Raw genomic sequence first — 24,090 nt, forward strand, 5'->3', positions numbered from 1 at the left:
GCATAGCGTCCGGACAATCACGAGCGGCATGACACAGGGCCTCTGGCGAGCCCGCCGGGAGGTGCTGCATTGGCACGCCCGTCCGACACGCTGGGGGCTCCCCCTGCTCCCGTTTCTGTTTCTGCTTTGTGTCGTCGCGATGGGCAGTGCCATGGCGCAGACGCCTGCCGCATCGCCGGCCGTGCCGGTGAATGCTGCGGCAAGCGCCTCGTCAAGCGCGCGAGATGCCAACGTGCGGCAAGTCGTGCTCGGCATCATCAGTTTCACGCGCTGGCCGACGCCGCCGGCGAAAGTGCGTTTGTGCGTGATCGGCAGTACCGATTACGCGCGCGACCTGCTCGCCGGGCCGCAGTCAGTGCAGTCAGCTATTACACAACCGGTCGAGGCCCAGCGTATTTCCGGCACCGAACCGGCCATTGGTTCGTTATGCGATGCGTTGTATCTCGGTGCGATGGGCGACACCGAACGCCGCCAGATACTGACCAACCTCGCCGGTCACCCGGTGCTCACGATCAGCGAACGTAACGATTCGTGCACGGCCGGCACGATGTTCTGTCTGAACGTCGATGCCGACCGGGTGACTTTCGATATCAACCTCGACACAGTCGCGCGCAGCGGCGTACGTGTCCACCCGAACGTGCTGAAGCTGGCACGAAAGCCGGGGACACCATGACAACCCAATTCCCCCCAGCCCACCCCGCGCCGCCCGGACCGGGTGCGCCCGTTGCCGGATTGCTGTCGCCGCAAGTCGCCGTCGACGCGAGCACCGGTGCCGCCGGGCATGAACCGCCGCCACCCACCGAACCGCCCACCACGCCGCCCGCCGCGCCACCCTCGCTCCCGCCGATGCGCTACCGGCGACCGTCGTTGCAGCGGGCGTTGCGTCGCACGCACTTGCGTCTGGCGGTCTCTGCGGTGGTCTTCGCGGCGCTCCTGCTCTCGCTCGTTGCGTGGCTCGCCTTGCGCACGTACGCCGAGAACAATCTGATGCTGCTCGGACGATCGCTCGCCTACACCGCCGAAGCGGCGGTCGTGTTCGGCGACCGTGTCGCGGCGCAGGAGGCCATCGCCGTCATCGCAAACGACGAAGACGTGGTGCAGGTGCGCGTGCTCGACGCGCGCGACGCGCAGTTCGCGCTGTGGCGGCGTCCCGACGGCGGCACGCTGGCGCGGTTCGAACGTACCATCGCCGACGTGGCGCTGCCGGGGCCCGTAACACTGCCGATCCGGCACGACGGCAAGATCGTTGGACGAATCGAAGTGCAAGGGCAGGGCAGGCAATTCTTCGTCTTCCTGTTGAGCGGGGTCGGCGGCGTGCTCGGGTGCCTGCTGGTGACGTTTGCCGTGGCGAATGTGCTCGCCAAGCGCATGCACCGCGATATCGTCAAACCGCTGCGCGCGCTCGCCGAAGTGGCGCACGCCGTGCGCCGCGAGCGGGCATTTCATCAGCGCGTAGCCGCCACGCCGATTGCCGAGCTCAAAGAGCTGGGAGACGACTTCAACGCGCTGCTCGACGAATTCGAGGGCTGGCAGAATCACTTGCGCGCGCAGAACGCCACGCTCGCGCATCAGGCCAATCACGATACGTTGACGGGACTGCCGAACCGGGCTTACTTTGAGTCGCGGCTCACGCAGGCGCTCGCTGAGGCGCGCGAGTTGGGCACCCACGTCGCGCTGCTTTATCTTGACGGCAATCGCTTCAAGGACATCAACGATCAACTGGGCCACGACGCGGGCGATGCGGTGCTCGTCGCCATTGCCGAGCGATTGCGTCAGCCGTTGCGCGAGGGCGATCTGGTCGCGCGTCTGGGCGGTGACGAGTTCGCCGTGATGCTGCCGGGCGTGCGTCAGACGTCCAACGCCGTGCGGCTCGCGCAGAATCTGCTCGCATCGATGCAAAAGCCGATCACGCTGCCCGACGGCGGCGAAGTCGTCACCTCGATCAGCATTGGCGTCGCGTTGTACCCGACGCACGCCGCCGACGCGTCCGCGCTGTTGCGCGCAGCGGATGCGGCGATGTATCAGGCCAAGCGCGCCGGTTCGGGCACCTGGCATGTTGCACAAAGCGCCAGGGGATAAGGCGGCACGCAACGCATCACCCGAGCAGCAAACCACAATAACCAGAATTGACGATCGGATTACACACGCAATGGGGATTGGCCTTGGAAGCTACTGCTATCGCTGCTGACACACGCAGCACACATCACTCACACGAGCGCACGTCGCATGGCGCCTTCGCCGTCGCGTTGCTTCGCAACGTCTCTCGACTGAAAACGTCGGCTCGCCGGATCTTGTGGCTCGTCTGCCTGCTGGGCTTCGGCGTGCTGGCAGGCTGTCAGACCGCACCGGTGCACGGCCTCACGCCCGAGCAGATCGCCGCGCTCAAATCCGAAGGCTTCAAGCTGACCGACGAAGGCTGGGAGTTCGGACTGTCCGATACGGTGTTGTTCGATACCGACAAGTTCGTGGTGCGCGACGGCGCGCGCGAGACCGTGTCGCGCGTCGGTCGCACGCTCGTGCGAGTCGGGCTGGATGCGGTGCGCGTCTACGGATATACGGACTCGGTCGGCAGCGATACCTATAACGAGCAACTCTCGGCGCGGCGCGCGGATGCCGTGGCCAGCGTGCTGGTCGATGCGGGCATGCAGCGCGCGGGCATTCAGACGATCGGTGCGGGCAAGCGCAACCCTGTCGCCGATAACGGCACGCCTGCCGGCCGTGCACAGAATCGGCGCGTGGCCATCGTGATTTCGACGCGCTGAGTTTCGGTACGTCAAACCGGCGGGTGCGCTGACATCGCGAAAGGAAATGTAAGTCCTTGCCAACGGCCACAATCAGGCACAATGGCGGCTGCTGCCCTTGGATCGCCTCCGTTGTCCCGATGCTCCCGACGTCTCTGAACCACCGGTTTTCCGCTGCCGCGGGCTTGTCCCGAGCGCCGCGTGCGCTACGCGTCGCCTTGCGCTGCGCGTTGTTCGTTGCCGCTGTTGCGCTCGCGCAGGGGGAGACGTCGCCTGTCTTCGCGCAGACCGGGCAGAATTCACAAAATGCACGTGTCGGCACGTGGGCAACGGCGCCTCAAGCCGTTGCGCAGCACCCGGCAGCGCCGTCGTTCAACCGCGCCCCGGCCGTGGGCGGACGCACGGTCCGCCAGATCGTCTACCCCACGCTTTCCGGCAACGACGTTCGCGTGCGCTTCTCGAACGCCTACGGCACGCAGCCGCTGGTCATCGAGCGGGCGAGTCTCGCGATGGCCGCACGCGGCGCAGCGGTCAATGGCGAGAGCCTGCGCGCGCTGACGTTCGGCTCTCAGCCGACAGCACACATTGCACCGGGCGCGTCGCTCGAGAGCGATCCGCTGCCCTTCGCGGTACGGGCCGGAACGCCGCTGGCCGTGAGCTTGTTCACTCGCGAATCCAGGCCCCCTACAACGTGGCACAAGATCGCACAGCAGAGCGCGTTTCTGAGCGGCGTCGGCGATTTCGTCGACGATGCGCAGGCGTCGTCGTTTCCCAAGCGCTTTACGAATACGCTGTGGCTGGCCGGCCTGAGTGTCGTGCCGGACACGCCCTCGCACGCCATCGTCACCATCGGCGACTCGATTACCGACGGCATGCGCAGCACGCTCGGCGCGAACCGCCGTTGGCCGGATGGGCTCGCGCGTCGTCTGGAGGGCGCAGGGCGACGCGATATCGCCGTGCTCAATCTCGGCATCAGCGGCAACCGTCTGCTGCATGACTCGGCTTGCTATGGCGAGCGTCTCGTGGCGCGTTTTCGTCGCGACGCGCTCGAACAACCGGGTGTGAAAACGGTCATCGTGCAGATCGGCATCAACGACATCAATTTCGGCTACGTGCCGCCGCACGCCGGACTCGATTGCGACGTGCCGCACGTGATCGTGACGGCGCCGGAAATGATCGCGGGCTACCAGTCGCTGATTGCGGCGGCTCGCGCGCGCAATGTGCGCATTCTCGGCACCACCATCCCGCCGGGCAAACTGCCGCCCGAGCGTGAAGCGGTGCGCGAGGCCGTCAATCGGTGGGTGCGCACGGGCGGCGCGTTCGATGGCGTGATCGATTTCGATGCCGCGCTGCGCGACCCGTCGCAGCCCACGCGCATGCTGCCGCGTCTGGATAGCGGCGACGGCACCCACCCGAGCGACGCAGGCTACGCCGCCATGGCCGACGCCGTGCCCCTGCCGCTCGTTCTCGGCGGCGCGAAGTAGCCGCAACGCGCGCTTGAGCGTTGCTCGTGCAAGGCGTCAGCGCTCGCGCCGCACGCCGACCGTCACCTGTTGCAGACGTTTGACGTCAGGCGACTGCAACCACTCCGGATGCGCGAGGCAATGGCGGAACATCGCCGTTGCGTCGTCGCCCCAGTACAACTCCCCGTCATACGAAAACGTCGGCACGCCGAACACGCCCGCAGCAATCGCCGCTTCGGTGTTTTCGCGCAACTCCGTTTTGACTTCCGGGGCCTCGGCGCGGGCCAGCGCTTCATGGGGGCTCAGACCGAGGCGCTCGCTCAGGTCGGCCCAGCCTTGTACGTCGGTAACGTCTCGCCCTTCCGCCCAGATAAAGCGAAAGATCGTGCGCACGACGTCATGCGTCGCCCCCAGCGCCACGGCCAGCCGCAGCACGCGAATCGGGTGGAAGGGATGCACCGGCGGCATTTTGTAGGCGATGCCGTCCTGCTCGGCCCGAAACTGCGCCATGCGGTAGGTGAAGATGCGTTTGTGCGGTGTCTCCGCCGGTCCCTGCGTCTGCAAATGCACGAGGATCGCGCCCAGCACGATCGGTTTGAGATCGATGGCAAGGGTGCGCGGGAGCGTTTCGAAGCGCTCGAATTGCAGATAGGCAAACGGGGAAGCGAAATCGAAATACCACTGGGCACGGCGGGCGGGGGCGTCGGCGGCTTGCGACATGGGGCGCGGTCTCCTGTGTCTTGGTTCTGGACGGCCATCGCTTCGTAGCCGCTCGAAACAGTGTAGCGGGCCGCAGCCATCGTATGGGGGTGACAAAAACGCCCATCGAATCAATGGATGACGCACGTCTCGCGATAATTATCGGATTTTTGGATATTTTATATCCGATATAACGATTTTTATTATTTCGACGGAGTTTTTAGACTTGCAGTCATTCCAGAGGAGTGCCTGCCATGACAACAAAAACCCACGCCACATCGCCCGTAACGGCCAGCCGTCCCGACACGCTGGTGCCGGATCAGCGCAATCCGTGGGCAGGGTTGATCCTCTCGACGGCGATTGCTTTCGTGGCCTTGTTGCTGGGGCGTCAGTTGCCGCTCGTCGGCGGTCCGGTCTTCGGCATTCTCCTGGGTATTCTCGTTCGTAACGTGTTTTCGCCGGGCGCACGCTACGAGGCCGGCATCAAGTTCGCCGGGAAATATGTACTCCAGTGGTCGATCATCGCGCTCGGCTTCGGTCTGAGCCTGTCGCAGGTGGCGCATACGGGGCTGGAGTCGCTGGCGGTGACTGCTGTAACGATCACGGCTGCGGGGCTGTCAGCCTGGGGGCTGGGCCGTCTGCTGGGCGTGGGCGACAAGCTCAAGCTGCTCATCGGTGTGGGGACGGCGATCTGCGGCGGTTCGGCGATTGCGGCCGTCACGCCCATCGTCAAGCCGGACGACCACGAAACGGCGTTCGCGATCTCGACCATTTTCCTGTTCAACATTGCCGCCGTGCTGTTGTTCCCGGTGCTCGGCCACGCGCTGCATCTGTCGGATCTCGGTTTCGGCATGTGGGCGGGTACGGCAATCAACGATACGTCGTCGGTGGTGGCCGCGGGTTACAGCTACAGCAAAGCCGCGGGCGACTACGCGACCATCGTCAAGCTCACCCGCGCCACGCTGATCATCCCGATCTGTCTGACGCTCGCCGCGATCGTGGCCTACCGCGCCAAGCGTGCCGGGGCCGGTAACTTCAGCCTGGCTCGCATCTTCCCGTGGTTCATTCTCGGTTTCCTGATTGCCTCCGGCGTGCGCACTGCCGGGTTCGTGCCGGCCGCGCTGCAACCGTGGATTCACGACGCCGCTGAATTCCTGATCATCGTCGCCCTCACGGCCATCGGCCTGTCGTCGAACCTGCGCCGCATGTCGTCGACCGGCGTGCGTCCGATCCTGCTCGGACTCGGGGTCTGGGCGGCGGTGTCGGTGAGCAGCCTCGCGGTGCAACTGGCGATGGGGCAACTCTGATCGAGGTAATCGAGCGGATTCGGCCTGATAGCGGCCAGGGGCTCTGCGCCCTAGGGCAGACCCGGCGGGCAAGCCGGGTTTCGTCGCCTAGAATGCAATCACGGACGGCCGTCGGTCGTCCGTGAAGCGTTTAGGGAGGTCGTCATGGCAACCTCATTCGGTGAGATCTGGTACACGGTCGGCGGGCTCGTGGTGATCGCGGTGCTTGCGGGCGCCGTGTGGGAGTTGGGCGTCTGGTGGACGCGCCATCCGAATAGCCCGGCCGTGCTGCGATTCGAGCACGCGTGGGCGAAGATCCGTCATCCACGGCACTAAGATTCAGTCGAGCTTCAGATGGCGCGGCACGTTGGCGTCCCAGCGCGCGAGATCTTCGAGCGGATAGGGTTTGCTACCGTGTAGCGCGCGCTTGATGCGGCTTTTGCCGCTGGGCAGAGGCACGTTCGGCAGATTGGCGCCTGCGGGGGTTCCCGCCAGGTCGAGGTAGTCGTGCTTGAACTCGGCCTGCGTCATTCCCCACTTCATCAGGAATTCGCGGCTGCCGCGATTCTTCACCACGCGCCCGGTCGAGCGGCAGCCGAAGTGATACACGACGCTCTTGCCGACGATGCGGAAGGTCCGGCATCCGACCAGCCACAACTTCATCAGGAAGTCGTCGTCGCTGCTCATGCCCGGGCCGAATTCGATACTGTAGCCACCGACCAGATGCCACAGACTGCGGCTCACCAGTGTGGGCTGCGTCGGCACACCGTTCACGTCGCCGCGGCCCAGCGAAGCGGCGAAGGCGAGCAGGGCCGTTTCGTCGAACGTCTCCGTAGTGGTGCCGAAATCCTTCGATACCACCTGTTTGCTGACGCCCGCATTCGGCTCGATCATCACCGAGGAGAGGTAGTAGATGGGCGTGTCGAGCGCTCGGGCGGCGTCAATGAGCGCAGTGTCCCAACCGGGCGTGACGAACATGTCGTCATTCAGGAAGAGCAACTGATCGTGCGACGCCAGCGGCGCGAGCTGGTTGAGCGCCAGACAGACGCCCACGTTGCCGCTGCTGTGGGTGTGACGCAGGCCCTGCTCGCGAACCCATTCCAGCGTGCCGTCGCTGCCGTCGTTCACGTGAACCAGAATCTCGTGCGCTTCGCCGGAGTGCCGGCGAACGCTATCGATGCACAGCTTGAGGAACGGCAGGTTATTCCAGGTCGGGATCAGAATGCTTAGCATGTCGAGGGCTGCGTTTCGATGACTGCGTTTCGAGGCATTAATGCGGGACGGACGGCGCGTGGGATTCGTTCGAAACGACAGGATAGGCGAAGGCCGCAAACAGGGCCAGCATCGTTGCGTAGAAGGTGACTGTTACCTTCAGGTTGAAGGTTTCCACGGTCAGGCCGAAGATGGCAAACGCCACCACGGTCATGAATCCCATGAGCGCGGCACGCTGCTCCTGACGCCGCCTACGCAGTTGCGAGGCGCGAATGTAAAAGTAAGCCGGTCCCAGGTAGATACCGAGAATGCACAGCAGGCCGAGCACGCCATAGTCGACGGCGTAGGCCAGAACCTGGTTGTGGACTTCACCTCTGCCGAGCTCGGCGGCCATCGGCGTTAGTTCGCCCGAAGCCGCTAGTGCCGGCATGGCATCGCGGTAGCCGTGCGCACCCAGTCCGAGCACCGGCTCCTTGGCAATGAGCTTGCCCGCCGCTTTCCACAGTTCCAGTCGAACGCCGGTGGACGTATCGGAATCGCCGACCGAGAGGCTGACGAGATCGCGCTGGATCGACTCGAAGCGGTCCCGAACCGTCTGGGAGGCAAAAGTACTGGCCAGCAGCGCAATGCCAACGAGTGCTACCGCAGCGCGGCGCGCCATTGTCGCCGAATGGTTCCGCCACAGCAGCCAGACGCCCAGCAGACACGGCAGCGCGATCCAGCCCCCACGGGACTGGCTGGCCCATGAGGCATAGCAACCGGCGACGGCGCCGAGAATCTTGAAGGCGATGATCCACGGCTTGTCATGGCGAAGCCAGTGAATCGACACGACCGAGAGAATACCGAGAAGCAGAGCGATGTCGCCGAAGTGAATCGGATTCAGAAACGAACTCTCGGCGCGCGCGGCCAGGAGGTCCGCCGTCGAATACAACGCCATGCTCGCCGCGCCGATCGCGCCCGCCCCGAACGTTAGATCGATCCATTTCGGAACGACATCGACGATGCGGCGAAGCCCCAGGAACATCAGGATCGCGAGGATAAAACGCAGAGGAGAGTCCAGCGTATTGGCAACAATGTTGCGATGCAGTATTTCGACGATCAGGATCGCGAAAAAGGGCAGCAACAGTGAGGCAATCAGAATTCGGACGTGAAGATTCGTCTTGAGGAGCGCGCCGGCCTCACCACGCTCGCGGTTCGTCAGGATAACGATCACTCCCAATGCCACGGTCAGGAACATGACCGTGTTTCCACCGCGCGGAATGACGAGCGATGCAGCGGGGAATAACAGAATCAGGGCGCCAAAAATCTCGGCGAGGATGTGCCGGCGAGGAATTCGTGCCGACGCGACAGACTTACTCATTGGGTACCAGGCAAACGTCGTTGATCTCTAATTTGCACGAAGTATGCCAGAAATGCCCGGTGCCGCCGCGATTTACATCGGCGCTGAATAGCGCTGAGACGCCGAAACTATCGAAAAACCGCAATTACAGGTTCATTGCACCCAATACGCCGCATAAATGGAGTGCAACGTGCGTCCATGCCGCTTCATCGTACGCATCTCCCTCGCGTGCGAGTTGCTGGGCCTCGTGAAACGCGCGCCACATCGCCGCCGCACTCGCTGGGGTGCCGCCCGTCAGTTGGTACTGACGTTGCAGGGCTTCGGCCAGCCACGGCTGCTCCTGTGCGCAGGCCTCGGCGTAGGCCTCGACGGCGATGCGGGCGTAGGGATCGCCTGCCGGATCGAGCACGAGCGGCTGACGCGCCGACGGGCGGGGCATCGAAGGCGCGGGAGACGGCGTGTGCCGCTCGGCGGCACCAGGGTGTGGGTGGTGGTGTTTCATGGTGGTCTCGTCTCGTCTGGCCGCGCCAGGGTTGCCGGCGCGGTATCACTTGCGTGGACTCAGTCGTTTTCCATCTCGCGGATGAACAGCATGGCCGCGTGCTTGGCTTGGTCGATACTCGAAAACGTGCGGCCGTCCATGGGCCAGATGTCGACCAGTACCGCATAGCTGCCGGGGTGTTCAGCTTGCATGATGCGGATGTAATGCTGCCGGAACACGCAGCGCGCGAGTTCCACTGTCGGATGCGGTCGGCGGAAATGGGGGCTTGACATGACAGTCTCCAGAGATTCGGCCCTCCGGCCTCGACGGGCCGTTGCCAGATATCCAGCAAATCCCATGCCAGTCCTCTTGAGACGATTAACTGCTTGATTTGTAAGGAAGGTGCCGACGTCCCCCGCCATCCGCCATCGAAAAACGTTACGAAAACGAAACGTGATGAGAACGTCTCGTCGTAACGAAAGCGGGCGGAATTTCGTCTGAAAAAGGCCCGGACGGCGATTTTTCTGTTCCCGTTAAAATGAGATATTGTCCAAAGCCGTCGCTGCCTACTTCGCATGAATCTGCGTTTTCTCGAAACCTTTGTCTGGCTCGCCAAGCTGCGCAACTTCCGCTTGACGGCGGAGCGTCTGCACACCACGCAGGCGGGCGTGTCGAGCCGGATCGCGTCGCTGGAGCAGAGTTTCGGCGTGCGTCTGTTCGACCGCAGCGCCCGCGAGGTCACGCTCACCGCGGCCGGACAGAAGGCGCTCGCCTATGCGGAGCGCATTGTCATGCTCGGGCAGGAGATGAAGCGGGAACTGAGCGACCCGGACATGCCGCCGGGCGTGCTCAAGATCGGCGTGGTCGAGTCGATCGTGCATAGCTGGTTTCCGGATCTGGCCTCGCGCATTCACCGCGAATATCCGCAGCTCGAAATCGAAGTCACGAGCGAGACGACCATCAATCTGTGCAAGCAACTCGAAGCGGGCTCGCTCGATCTCGTGTTGCAGACGGACATGCAGCACGGCACCGGCGTCGAAAACCTGCCGCTGGCCGAATTTCCGATGCGCTGGGTGGCGAGTCCCAAGCTCAATCTCGAAGGGGAGACGCTCGACGTGGCCGATCTGGCGGCCTATCCGCTGGTGAGCTTTTCGCGTAACTCGGGACCGCACAAGACGCTGGAGCGCATGTTCTCGGTCGCGGCCGAGCGCCCGGTGCGGGTGAATTGCATGACGTCGGTCGCGGCGATCATCCGGCTTGTGGTCGACGGCTTCGGCGTGGCGATACTGCCCCCGGCCATCATCCAGCGCGAACTGGGCGAACACAGTCTGCACCTGGTGCGCGTGAACGCCAACTTCCCCAATCTGCCGCTCGTCGGGTCGTTCCGCACGGGCGCGCTTCTCGCCGAGAACGTGGCGCGCCTCGCGCAACGCACGGCCAGCGAATTCGCCCTGAACATGGGCCCGGATATCGCGATTCCCCCTGCCGCTGTCATGACGGCCCCCGTCTGGGGCGCGAGCGATTCCTGAGCGGCCCGGCACCGCAGAACGCCACCCGGCAAGGGGCTGGCGCCAGTCATAAGAATTTGCTGTCGCGGTGAATTTGATTTCTTGTTGGACGCTCTTTCCGTCGTTTTGCACACTCGGTCAAACGGTCGAGCCGTGCGCGCAGTGCTCCGAAAAGCGCGCGCCGGCCGGCCCCCCGATTGTCGACACCGATGGATTGCCTCATGACTGTGACTGCCCCGCGCGCCCAACTCTGCATCTGGACGAATATCGATCCGGCCTTCGAAGCTGATTTCAACCGCTGGTACGACCGCGAGCACATGCAGGAGCGTGTGGCGATTCCGGGCTTTCAGTTCGCCCGTCGCTTCAAGGCGCTGCATGACTGCGCCCGCCCGTACCTTGCGCTGTACTGCACCCAGGACGCCGCTGTCTTCACCAGCGAGCCCTACGCCCAGGCCTTCAACCATCAGACCGAATGGTCGCTGAGCAACTTTGCCCGCATGCAGGGCACGCAGCGTCGTGTCGGCACGCTCGAGGTCGAGGCCGGTGAAGGGCAGGGCGGCATGCTGGCCGCGTTCGTGCTCACGCAAGCCGCGGTGCAAGCGGCCCGCCCGCGTCTGGACGCCCAGCTTGCCGAAATCACGCAAGGCGACGGCATCGTGCGCGCCACGCTGCAAGTCACCGTGCCGACGCTGTCCGTCTCGCTCACCGCCAAGCATGCCGCGCTGCCTCCGGCCGATGCCGTGGTGCTGATCGAAGGCACCGATCCGGGCGCGGTGCGCACCGCCGCCGAAGCGCTGGCGGCCTCGTATGGCGTACCGGCAACGGAAGTGACCCGCTTCGCCATGCTGTGGCGCCTCGGCGCAAACGACGACTGACGGCCCGACGCCCTCGCGCCCCCCTCTGGAGACATCCATGACAACGTATTCGAATACCCGCGACGCACGGGAAAACGTCACCGCCGCCGACACCGCGACGGGCAAGCCGCGTGCCAACAAAGGCCGGCTCGCGACAGCCAGCATGGTCGGCACGACGCTTGAGTGGTACGACTTCACCGTCTACAACACGCTTGCCGCACTGGTTTTCAACCATCTGTTCTTCCCGTCGGTCGATCCGCTGGCCGGCACTATCCTCGCCTTGTCGACTTACGCGGTGGGCTACGTCTCGCGCCCGCTCGGCGGCTTCGTGTTCGGCAATCTGGGCGACAAGATCGGACGGCGTGCCGTGCTGGTGCTCACCCTCGTCGTGATGGGGCTGACCACCGGTCTGATGGGGTTGCTGCCAACGTACGCGTCGATCGGTATCTGGAGCCCCGTGTTGCTCGTCGCGCTGCGTTTCGTGCAGGGCGTGGCGCTTGGGGGCGAATGGGCCGGTGCCGTGCTGCTCTCGGTCGAGCATGGCGATCAGCGAAAACGCGGGTTGAACGCGTCGTGGACACAGGTCGGACCGTCGTTCGGCACGCTGCTTGCCACCGGTCTGATTGCGCTCATCACGCTGTCGATTTCGCCGGACGACTTCCTCTCGTGGGGCTGGCGCGTGCCGTTCCTGCTGAGCCTGGTGCTCGTGGCGTTCGGTCTGTGGGTGCGCCGTGGCGTGGAAGAAACGCCGATGTTCGAAGAGATGCAGCATTCGGATCGTCAGGCGGACATGCCGATTGCCGACGTGTTCCGCAAGCACTGGCGCAATCTGCTGGTCGCCGGCGGCTCGCGTATCGGCTCCGACGTGCTCTACGCGCTGATGGTTGTCTTCACGTTGACGTATGTGACCGGCACGCTGCATCTGTCGCGTCCGCTGGCGCTCACGGCCGTGCTGGTCGGCACGGCGTTCAATGCGCTGACGGTGCCGCTGTTCGGCGCGCTCTCCGACAAGCTCGGCCGCCGTCCGGTGTACGGCTTCGGTGTGCTGTGCGCAGTGATCTGGGCATACGGGTTCTTCGTGCTGCTCGACACGTCGAACCCGGCGCTGATCGTGCTGTCTGTGGTCATTGGGCTGGTGATCCACGCCATCATGTACGGTCCGCAAGCGGCGTTCGTCACCGAGCAGTTCCCGACCCGCGTGCGCTATGCCGGTTCGTCGCTGGCTTATACGTTGGCAGGCATTCTTGGCGGCGGCTTCGCCCCGCTCATCATCGTCAGCCTGTACAAGGCGTACGGCACGACGGTGTCGGTGTCGCTGTACGTGACGGCGGCGCTCGCGGTGACGGCCATCGCCTTGTTCGCGGCACGCGAGACGGCGCACAAGCCGTTGCAGGACTGATGCAAGACTCACGCGAGACCCGGCTTTGGGCATCGCGTGAGGGAATGCGAGTGAGCTTGAGCGAGTCAACGGCACGCCCCCGGGGCGTGCCGTTGTCATTTGGCGCGACGCTTACCGCGAGGGCGATTCACACAACTCGGCAAGGCTGGCGAGATCGCCGCGCTGCGCGAGTTGATGAACGTGACGGGCAAAGACGTCGTACTGTGGCGCGTGATCGCTCAGGTTGCGCGCCCAGTCCATCAGATCGGTAATCGCGCCCATCGAGATCAACTGCCGTGCTTCGACCAGATGCTCGCGCGACGGACGCACGATCGCCGCAGGGGCCTGTCCCGATTCGGTGGCGGGCGGCTCGTCGCGTTGCAGATCGAGCAGACGCGCGATCGTGTTGCGCAGGTCCACGAGCTCGACGGGCTTGAGCAGGCAGGCGTCGTACCCCCGCGCTTCGCTGCCGTCATGGTTGCCGCTGCCGGCCACCACCTGCGGCGAGGCGGAGACGGCCAGCACCGGCACGTCCGGCCAGTGGCGACGCGCGGCGCGGGCCACGTCGAGTCCGTCGGCGTTGGGCATCATGTGGTCGGTCAGCACGAGATCGGGCGCCGTCTGCGCCAGGTTGCCCAGCGCAGCGATGAGCGCCACGCCGTCGCTGAACGTGCGCACGGAGAAGCCCAGGCTCGTGAGTTCGTCGTTCAGGAATTGCCGGATTTCAGGCGAATCTTCGGCCAGCCAGATGTGATACCCGTTGCCGTCGAGTGCAGGCAGCGCGTGCGTCGAGCCCGCGAACGACTGCGGCAGGAGATCGGCTTCGCGGGCCACGCGCAGCGGTAACGTGAACGTGACGCGTGTGCCGACATCGGGGGTGCTGACAATGGAGATCGTACCGTCCATGCGCTCGATCCATTGCTGCACGATGGCGAGGCCGAGTCCCACGCCGGGCACGCGTCGTGCGCGGTCGAATCGCGCGAAGGGTTCGAACACGCGCGGCAGATCGTCGCTCGAAATGCCGCAGCCGGAATCCTCCACGCTAAAGCTCACGTGCACGATGTCGGCGCGTGTCGCGTCCGGCGAGGCCGAGAGCGACAGCGTAATCGTGCCGTTGGCCGTGTACTTCGCGGCGTTATCCAGCAGATTGCCGAGCACCTGACGCACGCGCTTGGCGTCGAGCGCGAGCAGCGGCGGCAAGGGGGCGCGAACGTCGAGCAGGAAGGCATTGTCGTGCTTGCGGGCGAGGCTCATGCCTTCGTGCACCATGCCGTCGATGAAGGCGTGCGTGTAGACGGGGGCGACGTGCAGCGCGTCGGCGGCGCCACCGCCGGCGTACTCGATGAGGTCATTGACCATCGCGAGCATGTGATGCGCGCTGCGGCGAATGATGCGGCCGCGGTCGGCGTCTTCGCGTCCGCCGGATTGCACGAGGTCGGCAAACCCGATGATGGACGTGAGCGGTGTGCGCAGATCGTGACTGATTCGCGCGAGAAAGTCGCTCTTTGCGCTATTGGCCTCGTCGGCGGCGATGAGGGCGGCTTGCAGTTCGCGTGTGCGTGCATCGACGGCGTTGGCAAGGCGCGCCTGCTCCTCCCGGCGCGTTTGCAATACCTCACGTTGCGCGGCGCGCTGCTCGCGCACGAGTTCGCGCGAGCGCCCGGCCACGATGATCGTGAGCATGAGCAGCACGGAGATGTTCGTGCTCCATCCCATCGCCGTGTTGGCGAGCCAGTCTTCCGGCAGCAAGCCCTTGATGATCGCCAGCCGCCAGAACAGCACGATGCAGCCCGGCGAGAACGACAGCAGGCTCAGTCGCGCGTTAGCGAAGCCGCGTCGCCAGCCGTCGATCAGCGAGACCACCCAGATGACATTGAAGACCGTGAGCAGTTGCAAGTGGGTGGCGCCCGCAACGCGGTGATCGCCGAACAGAACCCACAGCGTCATGAACATCATGATTCCGATCATGGCCCGATACGTCCAGCGCCACAGCGCCACTCGATTGAGGCCCGCGAAGATCAGGAGCATGGCGCTGAAGGCGCCGGCGGTCAGCGTCGAGAAGAAACTCGGCGCCCGCACAATGAATTCGCCGCCCTGCGGCAACACGTAGCGGTACAGAAAGCCCTGGAACGCCATGTCCTGCGCGACCTGCGTGACCGTTGTCAGCGCGAGCAGCACGAACACCGGATCGCGTCGCGCAATACCGAGCACGAAGGCATAGAGCGCAATGGAGAGCATGGAGCCCGCGAGCAGCATGGCGATCATTGCGTTGCGCGACTCCGACAGACGGAAATCGTCCGGATGCCAAAGTTGCGGCACGATGCTGACCGCAGAGCGTGTCTGAATGCGCAAGAGGAACGTCAGCCGTTCACCCGGTGCGAGTGTGATCGGGAAGACCGAGGTTTCGGAGGTGACGGGATGTCTGGCGAGCGGCACGGTGTGGCCGGCGAGCCATGTGACGGAAGGTTGCGTGGTGCCGAAAGGCATCGCGTAGAAGCGGATGTCTTCGAGCCGCACGATGCCAACGCTCAGCCAGCGCGTGACGGGCGCGGTGCCGGAATTCGTGACGTTGCCCGTGAGCCAGAATGCCGAGCGGCTGTAGCCCATGTTGAGCATGCGCGGGGCAACGTCGCGCCAGCCGGCGGCCGCGAGGGCCTGGGGGGCGTCGAGGCGGCCGGTGGGATCTTCCAGCATGCGCAACTGTGTGTCGAGCACGAGCGGCGACGGCGCGCTGGCGACGTCGACCGGTGAGGGGGAAGGTGCTGGAGTCGCCCTCGCGGCGCTGCCGGGCAACGCGAACGCGATGAACGTGAAGATCGCGAGCAGCACGATGCGCGTGGACGTCACTGCGCTCAGCCGAACGCTGTCTGTGCGCCGCATGCCGTGCGGCGGCCTCCCCGATGGCACAACGCTCATGGTGCGGGCGCGGTACCTGGCGTATCGATCGCGGGGGGCACGAGGGGCACTGGCGTGCCCTGTTCCCGGAAGCCGCTGGGCGGCATGCCGAAGCGCTCGCGGAATGCCGTCGCGAAATTGGCGGCACTGGCGAAACCCACGGCGCCGGCGATGTCCTGCACGTCGAGCGATGTCTCGGAGAGCAAGCGGCGCGCTTCTTTCATGCGCTCTTCTCGCAGGAAGTCGAAGACGGTCACGCCGACACAGCGACGGAACGCAAGATTGAGACGCCGCGTGTTCGTGCCGACCGCGCTTGCCAGGCCCGCGAGTTCGGGCGTGGCGTCGAGCCGGTCGAGCAGCAGCGCGCGCGTGGCGCGAAACAGCACGGCATCGAGCGTGTGCGCTTGTACCGGCAATGGCGTGTGTCTGGCGGTGTCGCCGAGGGCCGGTGGCAGCGGGGCGGGGACGGTCGTCTTCAGATGGATCGACAGACGCAGCCGCACTTCTTCGAAGTCGTATGGTTTGGTGACGTAATCGACCGCACCGGCCGACAGTCCGGCCACGCGTTCGCCGGGCAGGGCGGCGGCCGTCAGAAAGATCAGCGGAATGTGACGGGTGCCCGGATCGGCCTTGAGCAGACGGCAGGCGCCGAGTCCGTCGCAGACCGGCATGCGGATATCCATGAGGATCAGGTCGGGCTGCACCGTGCGCGCCTTGGTGTAGCCGTCGCGGCCGTCTTGCGCGATGTACACCCGGCAGCCTTGCTGGCTGAGGAAGTCCATCAGCAGCATGCGGTCTTCCTGATTGTCGTCGACGACGAGCACGCGCACGCCCGATAACTGACGGGCATGCGGCGAGGCGGGCCAGGCGCCGGCTTGACGGCTGGTCGGCGTGGCGGCTGTGGCAAGCGGCTGCGGGGGCAGGTGACGATCGCTCATGATGGTCGCCATTCTTTCACATTCGTCCGGTCGCGCCGCGCCAATGTGGTGCGAATGCCGACAAGCGGGAAATAAATTTCCCTCGGGCAAACGTGAGATGCCTTCCGGCAAAGGTGTCGTAATCTCGCGCCGAACTGGCTCAGGTAAGGTCAACCGTCGGGTTCGCAGTGGAGACGACCGGCGTGCAGGTGATCGGGGGGTCGTCTGCCGCCGGCGTGTGCCGCACCGCGAGCCCGGCCCCCCCGGGGGGGTGCCGGTTCAGTCCCGAAGCCGCTTCCGAAGCCGCTTACTCGGGCGCCGTCCAGACGACGTTCGCACCCACCGAGCACAGATTTTCGACGAAGCGCGGGTGCGCGCGCCGAATCGGCTGCGCGTTCTGGATGGTCGATTGACCGTCGATGCTCGCGGCCACCATCAGCAACGCAATGGCCACACGGATGATGTATGGGCTCTCGACCACGGCGGGCGAAAGCGGCACGCCGCCGAACGTGATGAGCCGGTGCGGATCGGACTGGAACACGTGTGCGCCGAACTTCGAGAGTTCCGTCGACCAGCCCATGGCGCCGTCATAGACCTTGTTCCAGAACATGGCGCTGCCTTCCGCCTTCACGCCCAGGGCGATGAAGATCGGCAGCAGGTCCACCGGGAAGTACGGCCACGGCGCGGCTTCCACCTTCGTGAGAATGTTCTGCGTGAACGGCGCCTGCACCTTGAGCTTGCCCTGCGCGGTGGCCGTCGACCAACCGTCGCGGTGCTCGACCTTCACGCCGAACTTTGCGAACGTGCGATCGATCAGCGGGAACTGCTCGGGGGCCGAGTTCTTGACCGTGATCTCGCCGCCGGTAATTGCGCCGAGCGCCAGGAACGTGGTGATCTCGTGGAAGTCTTCGGCGAAGCGGAATTCACCGCCGCCGAAGCGCTCGACACCTTCGATCGCGAGCTGCGACGTACCCACGCCTTCGATCGGCACCCCCAGCATCTGCATGAAACGGCAGAACTCCTGCACGTGCGGCTCGGACGCGGCGTTGTTCAGTTGCGAGCGTCCCTTGGCGGTGGACGCGCACAGCACGAAGTTTTCCGTGGTCGTCACCGACGCGTAGTCGAGCCAGTGGTGGATGGCCCGGCGCGTCTCGTCCGCGTGAATCAGCAGCGAGCCTTCGGTGCGCTCCACGCGTCCGCCGAAATGACGAAGCACTTCGATATGCGGATCGATCTCGCGCACACCCAGCGTGCAGCCCTTGATGTTGTCTTCGATGCGTGCGACGCCAAAACGCGCGAGCAGCGGCGGCACCAGCATGATCGACGAGCGCATCTCCTCGGGCAGACGGTCGATGCGCGGGTCGAACTTGGTGTTCAGATGGTGGACATCGAGCGTGCCGGCTTCGAAGTCGACACTGACGTCGCTACCGAGCTGGCGAAAGATGTCGAGAATCTTGCGAACGTCGGTGATTTCGGGCACGCCGACCAGGCGCACCGGCTGATCGGTCAGCAGCGTTGCGCAAAGCACCGGGAGAACGGCATTCTTGTTGGCGGAGGGGGAGATGCGGCCGCGTAGCGGCTGGCCGCCGTGGACTACCAGATGGGACATGGGCTTCCTTCGGGCTTCGTGCCTTCGTACCTTCGTACATTGAGCGGGGGGCAAGTGTGGCAGGCGGGCCGCAGGCCCGTCGCGAACAGGCGAAATATACCCCCGATTGGGGCGTGTGTGCCACGCGCCCCCCAAGCCTGTGGTGGGTTTGCCGCGTCGCTTACAACGCCGCGCCTGCAAACGCCTCGGCAAAGATCGCGCGGAAGTCCGGCGTCTCGGCAGCCGCTGCGCGGGTGAGCACCCGGGCCTCGAGTTCGTCGAGATGCGTCGTGGCGAGCGCAATCGCCGCCTGTGTCTTACCGTCGCGCAATTGGCCGACGAGCCGGGCGTGCTCCGTGGGCGCGCAATGGATGAACTCCGCCGGGTCGTACAGCGCCTTGTATAGCTCGGTCTTGGCGACGAGGGCGTGCGCGAAGGCGTCGAGTTCGGCGCTGTCGGCCATGCCGATCAACTTCAGATGAAACTCGCCCGCGAGGCGGATGGAACGTTCGTGCGTGCCATCGGCATGCGAGCGGGCTTCGCTCGCCACGTGGGCATCGAGCACCGCGAGTTGTGCGCCGCTCAATTGCCCGCAGACGCTGGCGATCACACCGGTTTCCAGCACGCGGCGTGCACGGTAGGTCTGGCGGATGTCGTCGAGCGAGGGCTGCGGCACGAACGCGCCGCGATTGGGTTCGAGCATCAGCTTGCCTTCGAAGCCGAGCCGGGCGAGCACCTTGCGCACCGCGCCGCGGGTGCAGTCGAGCGCCTGCGCCAGATTGCGCTCGCGCAGCGGCATGCCCGGGCGGAGCTTGCCCGAGAGCAACGCCTGCGAGATCGCCGCGTAGACGCGTGCCTCGATCTGCTGCCCTGCGCTCCCCGGCGTGCCGTCGTCATCCGGGTGGTCCGCCGCCGAGCCGGGGGCGGCTTCGGCGCGCGAGGCGCCGACCGACGAGGGGGCAGACGGAGCAGAAGGGACGGACGGGGCGGACGGCGGTGCGGTGCGGCTCAAGCCTGATCTCCTTGAAATTCGCGGTTCGCTGGGGTGTGGGGCGCATTGTACCCGCGCCTGCCTGCCACTCGTCTCGGTGGCGCTTTCCCATGATGGGCGTCTGTGGAAAACCCTCGGTTTCGGTCATCGGGACATCACGACCTTGCATTCCGGCAAATCGTTACCGATAATGGTCAACAAAAATAGTTAACCATTTTGTTTGGTTTGGTTGATGATAAGGCAAATCGAGCCGATGTGCCGGACGCGCCTATCGCGTCGCGGCCCCCGACGAGACAAACGAAATGGCCGAAGCCATCGGGCCGCCTCGTGAGATTTATGGGAAGACACCCCGAGTGAGCGGCCGCCCGTTGAATCCCCCTGGGTCTGGAGACGTCATGAAACCTGTGCATTGTCTGGCTGCGCTTCCCATTGCGGCCTTTTACAGCGGCGGCTGGCTCGCCGAACACGTGGGCACCCGGCTCGCCGGTTTGCCGTTCCTGATGACGTGGAACATCGTCTGGCTGCTGCTCACCTCCGCGATCATGGTCGTGATGTTCCGCTTCGACGGTTCGCGCGAAGCCGCGCGCCATGCGGCGAGCACCGCGCAAGGTCCGAGCCATCATGACGGAGCCGCATCATGAATGCCGCACTGGCCGTCATCGCGGCGTTCCTCGCGTTTGCGCTTTTCGTTGGGTTGCGTGCGCGTCGCGGGCGCACGATGAGTCTCGAACAATGGGCGGTCGGCGGGCGCGGCTTCGGCACGTTGCTCGTCTTCTTGCTGATGGCGGGCGAAGCGTTCTCGACCTTCACGTTCCTCGGCGCGAGCGGATGGGCGTACAGCAAGGGACCGCCCGCGTTTTACATCCTCGCTTACGGCGCGCTCGCCTATCTGCTCGGCTACTGGATGCTGCCGGCGGCGTGGCGTCATGCGACGAAGCACAACTGCGTATCGTTCTCGGACTTCTTCGCCACGGCGTACCGGTCGCGTGCGCTCGGCGTGGTCGTGTCGCTGGTGGCCGTGCTCGGCATGAGCGCACTGCTCATCATTCAATTGCGGGGGCTGGGCATCATCGTGTCGGAGGCGTCGTACGGCACGATCCCGCCGGCGGTTGCGATCTGGTGCGGTGCGATTGCGATGGTGGCGTACATCACCGTGTCGGGCATTCATGGCTCCGCGAGCATTGCGATTTACAAGGACATTCTGATTCTCGTGATCGCGGTGTTCCTCGGCATTTATCTGCCGCTGCATGACTTCGGCGGCTTCGGTGAAATGTTCGACCGCATCGAGGCGGCGCGTCCGGGCTTCCTGCAAATGCCCACGAGCGGTCTGACGCTGTCCTGGTACAACTCGACGATTTTGCTCACCTCGCTCGGCTACTACCTGTATCCGTATGTCTTCACGTCGGTGTATGCGGCCAAAACCGAGAGCGCGGTGCGCAAGAACACGATCCTGATGCCGCTGTATCAGATGGTCATCGCGTTCATGTTCTTCGTGGGCTTCGCGGCGATCCTTCAGGTGCCCGGGCTGACCGGCGCGGATTCGGATCTGGCGCTGCTGCGCATCGTCAAGCAGACGTTCTCGCCGTGGTTCGTCGGCGTGATCGGCGGGGTGGGCGTGTTGACCGCGCTCGTGCCGGGCTCGATGATTCTGCTCAATGCGTCGACGCTGATTGCGAAGAATATTTATCGCGACGGGTTTGCGCCGCACGCGAGCGAAGCATTGGTCGGCAGACTGGCCAAGCGGGTGTTACCCGTGTTCGGTGTGGTGGCGGTGTTCTTCGTGCTGCGCGGCGGGGCGACGTTCGTGGCGCTCGCGTTGTTCGCGTCGAGCTTGCTCACGCAGTTGTTCCCGTCGTTCGTGGCGAGTCTGCTGCCGCGTCCGTTCGGCAACAAGTATGGTGCGTTTGCGGGCATCGGTGCGGGGGCTATCGTGCTGCTGGCGGCTGTCGGTTTCGACGTCAACCTGCGCACGCTGATGCCCGGCGCAACGGACACCGTCGCGTCGATCAACATGGGACTGGTGGCGCTTGCCGTGAATGCGGTGACATTCATGGCGGTGAGCCTGCTGACCCGCTCGCTTAACGCTGACGATGGGGTCGAAGCGGGGATCTTGAGGAAAGTATGACAACACTGGAAATTCGCAACGCGCGCGGTCTGGACGGTGCGCCGCTCGACGTGCGTGTCGAGCATGGCAAGATCGCGGCCGTGGGGCCGTCGCTGCCCACACCGCAGGACAGCACGACGCACCGGATCGACGCGCGCGGTGCGTTGCTCATGCCGGGACTGGTCGAGGCGCACACGCATCTGGACAAGACAACGTGGGGCATGCCGTGGTACGTGAACGAATGTGGCTCGCGACTCATCGATCGCATCGATAACGAGCGTGAGTGGCGCGCGCGCAGCGGCCACGATGCCGGGGCGGCGTCGCTCGCGCTCGGTCGTGCGTTCCTCGCGGCGGGCACCACGCGTTTGCGCACGCACGTCGACATCGATACCGACGCGGGCTTGCGTCATCTTGACGGTGTGCTCGCCACACGCGAGACGCTGGCGGACACGCTCGACATGCAGATCGTGGCGTTCCCGCAGTCGGGCGTGCTGGGTCGCGCGGGCACTGTCGAGTGGCTCGACACGTCGCTCGCCCGAGGCGCAGACGTGCTCGGCTGGCTCGATCCGTGCGCTATCGACCGCGACCCGAAGGCGTCGCTCGACGCCATGTTCGCGCTGGCCGACAAGCATGGCTGTCCCGTCGACATTCATCTGCACGAGCCGGGCGAGATGGGCGTGTTCTCGCTGGAGTTGATGCTCGAGCGCATTGCTGCGCTGGGCATGCAGGGCAAGGTCGTGGTGTCGCACGCGTTCTGTCTGGGAGAGCTCGACGCGGCGCGCGCCGACGCGTTGCTCGCGCGTCTGGCGGATGCCGGTGTGGCGCTCGTCACCACGGCGCCGCCGTCGCGCATCGTGCCGCCGCTCATGGCATGCCGCCGTGCGGGGGTGCCGCTTGCGGGCGGCAACGACGGCATTCGCGACACCTGGACGCCCTATGGCTCGCCCGACATGCTCGATCGCGCCATGATGATCGGCCTGCGCTATAACCTGCGGCGAGACGACGAGCTGGAGATCGCGCTCGATTGCGTCACCCATCAGGGCGCGCGGACCTGCTGGTTCGAGGATTACGGTCTGCACGTCGGCGCCCGCGCCGATCTCGTGCTGGTCGACGCTCTGAACGCCGCGCAGGCCATCGTCACGCGTGCGCCGCGCCGTTGGGTGGTGGCGAATGGGCACGTTGTGGTGAGCGAGGGCGTGGCGGTATGACACTCTGGCTGGCCATCGTGGCGGTCGGGCTGACCTTGCGACCGACGCTCACCTCCATCAGTCCGCTGTTGCCGCAGATTCGCGAGGCGACGGGCATGACCTATCCCGTCGCGGCTTTGCTCACGTCGTTGCCCGTGCTGGCGATGGGCGCGGGGGCGTTTGCGGCGAGCGGGCTGACGCGCCGGTTCGGGGAGCGTCGCGGCGTGCTGCTCGGCTTGGCGGCGCTCGCGCTCGCGTGTGGCGTGCGTTTCGTCGCGGACGACACCGTCACGATGATTGCGACGGCCCTCGCGTCGGGCATCGGCATTGCGATCATTCAGGCGTTGCTGCCGGGTGTGGTCAAAGCGAACTACAGCGCGGCGCGCATGACGGCGATGATGGGGCTTTACTCCGCTGCGCTCATGGGCGGCGGTGGCCTTGGCGCGGCAGCGAGTCCGTGGGCGGCGTCCGAGGCGGGCGATTGGCGCGTGGGGCTGGGCATGTGGCTCGTGGTCGTGTGCGCGGCGGCGCTCGCGTGGTGGCGTGCGCCGCTGGCGCGGGCGGCATCGTCCCCCTCGTCAACCCCGTCTCCATCGAAAGCGCCGTCGATGCTCGACCTGTTGCGCAAGCATCGCGCGTGGACGCTCGCCGTGTATTTCGGTCTCATCAACTGCACCTACACGACCATGGTGGCGTGGTTGCCGCCGTTCTATCAGCAGCGCGGCATGAGTGCGACGCAAAGCGGCGCATTGCTCGCCGGACTGACGGCGTGTCAGGTCGTTGCGGCGCTCATGCTGCCGTGGCTCGCGCGTCGTCACGTCGACCGCCGTCGCTGGCTCACGCTGGCGCTTGTGGCGACACTGGGCGGACTGGCCGGGCTCGTCGGCGCACCGGACGCCGCGCCGTGGTGGTGGATCGGCGGCATTGGCTTCGGACTTGGGGGCACCTTCTCGCTCGGGCTCGTGCTGGCGCTCGACCATCATGCGCATCCGCGACACGCTGCGGCGCTTGCGGCGTTCATGCAGGGCGTGGGCTTTTGCATTGCTGCGCTCGCGCCGTTCGCCTCGGGGGCTGTGATGGCCGCGACCGGCAGTTTCACGCCATCGTGGATCGGACTCATCGTGCTCAACGTTGCGCTGATCGCGCTGACATGGCGGTTCGATCCGTCGGGTTACGCGACGGCACTCGGTCTGTCTCACGGCGTGCACAGTGCACGCGAGGGCCATCATCAGCGCGCCTGACGTGCGAGTGCGAAGGCATCGGTGAGTGAGGGGAACCAACGGAAACCGCGTGTGCGTTGCGCACGCGAGACAGGTGAGCGCGATGCAAAATTCATGCGAGTCTCTACGCAATCCGCGCTAAGATGGCTCATCGTGTGATGTCGCAGCGGAGCTTCGTCGCGAGACCGTCGTTCCCGGCCCAACCAGTTCCCTTGGTGGTATCGAAC

Annotated in this window: 22 protein-coding genes; 13 read left to right on the forward strand and 9 right to left on the reverse strand. The window is 65.2% G+C overall.

Annotation, left to right across the window (positions count from 1 at the left end; all coding sequences use genetic code 11):
• The first annotated feature begins 28 nt into the window (after positions 1-28).
• The 4 genes from ACIPHM_RS10375 to ACIPHM_RS10390 all read left to right on the forward strand — a co-directional run bounded on the left by ACIPHM_RS10375 (position 29) and on the right by ACIPHM_RS10390 (position 4,225).
• On the forward strand, positions 29-673 hold the full coding sequence (locus ACIPHM_RS10375; RefSeq protein ID WP_400327531.1) for a YfiR family protein: 645 nt from the start codon (positions 29-31) through the stop codon (positions 671-673).
• Between the two features lie 173 nt (positions 674-846).
• Positions 847-2,079: a diguanylate cyclase domain-containing protein gene (locus tag ACIPHM_RS10380; protein WP_400328226.1), complete on the forward strand. Its 1,233-nt coding sequence runs from the start codon at positions 847-849 to the stop codon at positions 2,077-2,079.
• An 83-nt stretch (positions 2,080-2,162) separates the two neighbouring features.
• Positions 2,163-2,762 (forward strand): OmpA family protein, encoded by a 600-nt coding sequence (locus ACIPHM_RS10385; RefSeq protein WP_400327533.1) that lies wholly within the window; start codon positions 2,163-2,165, stop codon positions 2,760-2,762.
• A 119-nt stretch (positions 2,763-2,881) separates the two neighbouring features.
• Positions 2,882-4,225 (forward strand): SGNH/GDSL hydrolase family protein, encoded by a 1,344-nt coding sequence (locus ACIPHM_RS10390; RefSeq protein WP_400327535.1) that lies wholly within the window; start codon positions 2,882-2,884, stop codon positions 4,223-4,225.
• A 36-nt stretch (positions 4,226-4,261) separates the two neighbouring features.
• On the opposite strand, the gene ACIPHM_RS10395 is transcribed toward ACIPHM_RS10390, so the two are convergent.
• Entirely contained in the window at positions 4,262-4,924 is a 663-nt protein-coding gene (locus ACIPHM_RS10395; protein ID WP_400327537.1) for a 2-hydroxychromene-2-carboxylate isomerase, read from the reverse strand.
• 233 nt (positions 4,925-5,157) lie between these two features.
• Between ACIPHM_RS10395 and ACIPHM_RS10400 the strand changes: the two genes are divergently transcribed.
• Entirely contained in the window at positions 5,158-6,210 is a 1,053-nt protein-coding gene (locus ACIPHM_RS10400; RefSeq protein WP_400327539.1) for a YeiH family protein, read from the forward strand.
• 144 nt (positions 6,211-6,354) lie between these two features.
• The gene (locus tag ACIPHM_RS10405) at positions 6,355-6,525 is read left to right on the forward strand and encodes a hypothetical protein (RefSeq protein WP_400327541.1); all 171 of its coding nucleotides are present in this window, start codon (positions 6,355-6,357) and stop codon (positions 6,523-6,525) included.
• A 3-nt stretch (positions 6,526-6,528) separates the two neighbouring features.
• On the opposite strand, the gene ACIPHM_RS10410 is transcribed toward ACIPHM_RS10405, so the two are convergent.
• The 4 genes from ACIPHM_RS10410 to ACIPHM_RS10425 all read right to left on the reverse strand — a co-directional run bounded on the left by ACIPHM_RS10410 (position 6,529) and on the right by ACIPHM_RS10425 (position 9,514).
• The gene (locus ACIPHM_RS10410; protein ID WP_400327543.1) at positions 6,529-7,422 is read right to left on the reverse strand and encodes a glycosyltransferase family 2 protein; all 894 of its coding nucleotides are present in this window, start codon (positions 7,420-7,422) and stop codon (positions 6,529-6,531) included.
• Between the two features lie 37 nt (positions 7,423-7,459).
• The gene (locus ACIPHM_RS10415; RefSeq protein WP_400327545.1) at positions 7,460-8,638 is read right to left on the reverse strand and encodes an O-antigen ligase family protein; all 1,179 of its coding nucleotides are present in this window, start codon (positions 8,636-8,638) and stop codon (positions 7,460-7,462) included.
• Between the two features lie 247 nt (positions 8,639-8,885).
• Positions 8,886-9,242: a hypothetical protein gene (locus tag ACIPHM_RS10420; RefSeq protein ID WP_400327547.1), complete on the reverse strand. Its 357-nt coding sequence runs from the start codon at positions 9,240-9,242 to the stop codon at positions 8,886-8,888.
• 59 nt (positions 9,243-9,301) lie between these two features.
• Positions 9,302-9,514: a hypothetical protein gene (locus tag ACIPHM_RS10425; protein WP_400327549.1), complete on the reverse strand. Its 213-nt coding sequence runs from the start codon at positions 9,512-9,514 to the stop codon at positions 9,302-9,304.
• 282 nt (positions 9,515-9,796) lie between these two features.
• Here ACIPHM_RS10425 and ACIPHM_RS10430 point away from each other — a divergent pair, with 282 nt between their 5' ends.
• From ACIPHM_RS10430 to ACIPHM_RS10440, 3 genes are all read left to right on the forward strand, one after another.
• Complete coding sequence (locus ACIPHM_RS10430) at positions 9,797-10,750, forward strand: LysR family transcriptional regulator (RefSeq protein ID WP_400327551.1); 954 nt, start codon at positions 9,797-9,799, stop codon at positions 10,748-10,750.
• A gap of 200 nt (positions 10,751-10,950) precedes the next feature.
• Positions 10,951-11,604 carry a hypothetical protein gene (locus ACIPHM_RS10435; protein WP_400327552.1) on the forward strand — a complete coding sequence of 218 codons (654 nt, stop codon included), beginning with the start codon at positions 10,951-10,953 and terminating at the stop codon, positions 11,602-11,604.
• A 37-nt stretch (positions 11,605-11,641) separates the two neighbouring features.
• On the forward strand, positions 11,642-12,982 hold the full coding sequence (locus tag ACIPHM_RS10440; RefSeq protein WP_400327554.1) for an MFS transporter: 1,341 nt from the start codon (positions 11,642-11,644) through the stop codon (positions 12,980-12,982).
• A 111-nt stretch (positions 12,983-13,093) separates the two neighbouring features.
• Here the strand turns inward: ACIPHM_RS10440 and ACIPHM_RS10445 are convergent, their stop codons facing one another.
• From ACIPHM_RS10445 to ACIPHM_RS10460, 4 genes are all read right to left on the reverse strand, one after another.
• Positions 13,094-15,841 (reverse strand): ATP-binding protein, encoded by a 2,748-nt coding sequence (locus ACIPHM_RS10445; protein ID WP_400327556.1) that lies wholly within the window; start codon positions 15,839-15,841, stop codon positions 13,094-13,096.
• Positions 15,842-15,873: 32 nt separating this feature from the next.
• On the reverse strand, positions 15,874-16,647 hold the full coding sequence (locus ACIPHM_RS10450; RefSeq protein WP_400328228.1) for a DNA-binding response regulator: 774 nt from the start codon (positions 16,645-16,647) through the stop codon (positions 15,874-15,876).
• Between the two features lie 433 nt (positions 16,648-17,080).
• Positions 17,081-18,382 carry a UDP-N-acetylglucosamine 1-carboxyvinyltransferase gene (locus tag ACIPHM_RS10455; protein ID WP_400327557.1) on the reverse strand — a complete coding sequence of 434 codons (1,302 nt, stop codon included), beginning with the start codon at positions 18,380-18,382 and terminating at the stop codon, positions 17,081-17,083.
• A 160-nt stretch (positions 18,383-18,542) separates the two neighbouring features.
• Positions 18,543-19,373 (reverse strand): GntR family transcriptional regulator, encoded by an 831-nt coding sequence (locus tag ACIPHM_RS10460; RefSeq protein WP_400327559.1) that lies wholly within the window; start codon positions 19,371-19,373, stop codon positions 18,543-18,545.
• 374 nt (positions 19,374-19,747) lie between these two features.
• Between ACIPHM_RS10460 and ACIPHM_RS10465 the strand changes: the two genes are divergently transcribed.
• The 4 genes from ACIPHM_RS10465 to ACIPHM_RS10480 are packed head-to-tail and all read left to right on the forward strand — an operon-like array spanning position 19,748 to position 23,884.
• Positions 19,748-19,993 carry a DUF3311 domain-containing protein gene (locus ACIPHM_RS10465; protein ID WP_400327561.1) on the forward strand — a complete coding sequence of 82 codons (246 nt, stop codon included), beginning with the start codon at positions 19,748-19,750 and terminating at the stop codon, positions 19,991-19,993.
• Entirely contained in the window at positions 19,990-21,477 is a 1,488-nt protein-coding gene (locus ACIPHM_RS10470; RefSeq protein WP_400327563.1) for a sodium:solute symporter, read from the forward strand. The genes ACIPHM_RS10465 and ACIPHM_RS10470 overlap by 4 nt, the downstream gene beginning before the upstream one ends.
• A complete protein-coding gene (locus ACIPHM_RS10475) occupies positions 21,474-22,664 on the forward strand; it encodes an amidohydrolase family protein (RefSeq protein ID WP_400327565.1) in 1,191 nt (396 codons plus the stop codon). Before ACIPHM_RS10470 ends, ACIPHM_RS10475 begins: the two co-directional genes overlap by 4 nt.
• Positions 22,661-23,884 (forward strand): cyanate transporter, encoded by a 1,224-nt coding sequence (locus ACIPHM_RS10480; RefSeq protein ID WP_400327567.1) that lies wholly within the window; start codon positions 22,661-22,663, stop codon positions 23,882-23,884. Before ACIPHM_RS10475 ends, ACIPHM_RS10480 begins: the two co-directional genes overlap by 4 nt.
• Positions 23,885-24,090 lie beyond the last annotated feature (206 nt).

The sequence above is a fragment of the Pandoraea sp. NPDC087047 genome (assembly GCF_044745225.1).
GTDB lineage: Bacteria > Pseudomonadota > Gammaproteobacteria > Burkholderiales > Burkholderiaceae > Pandoraea.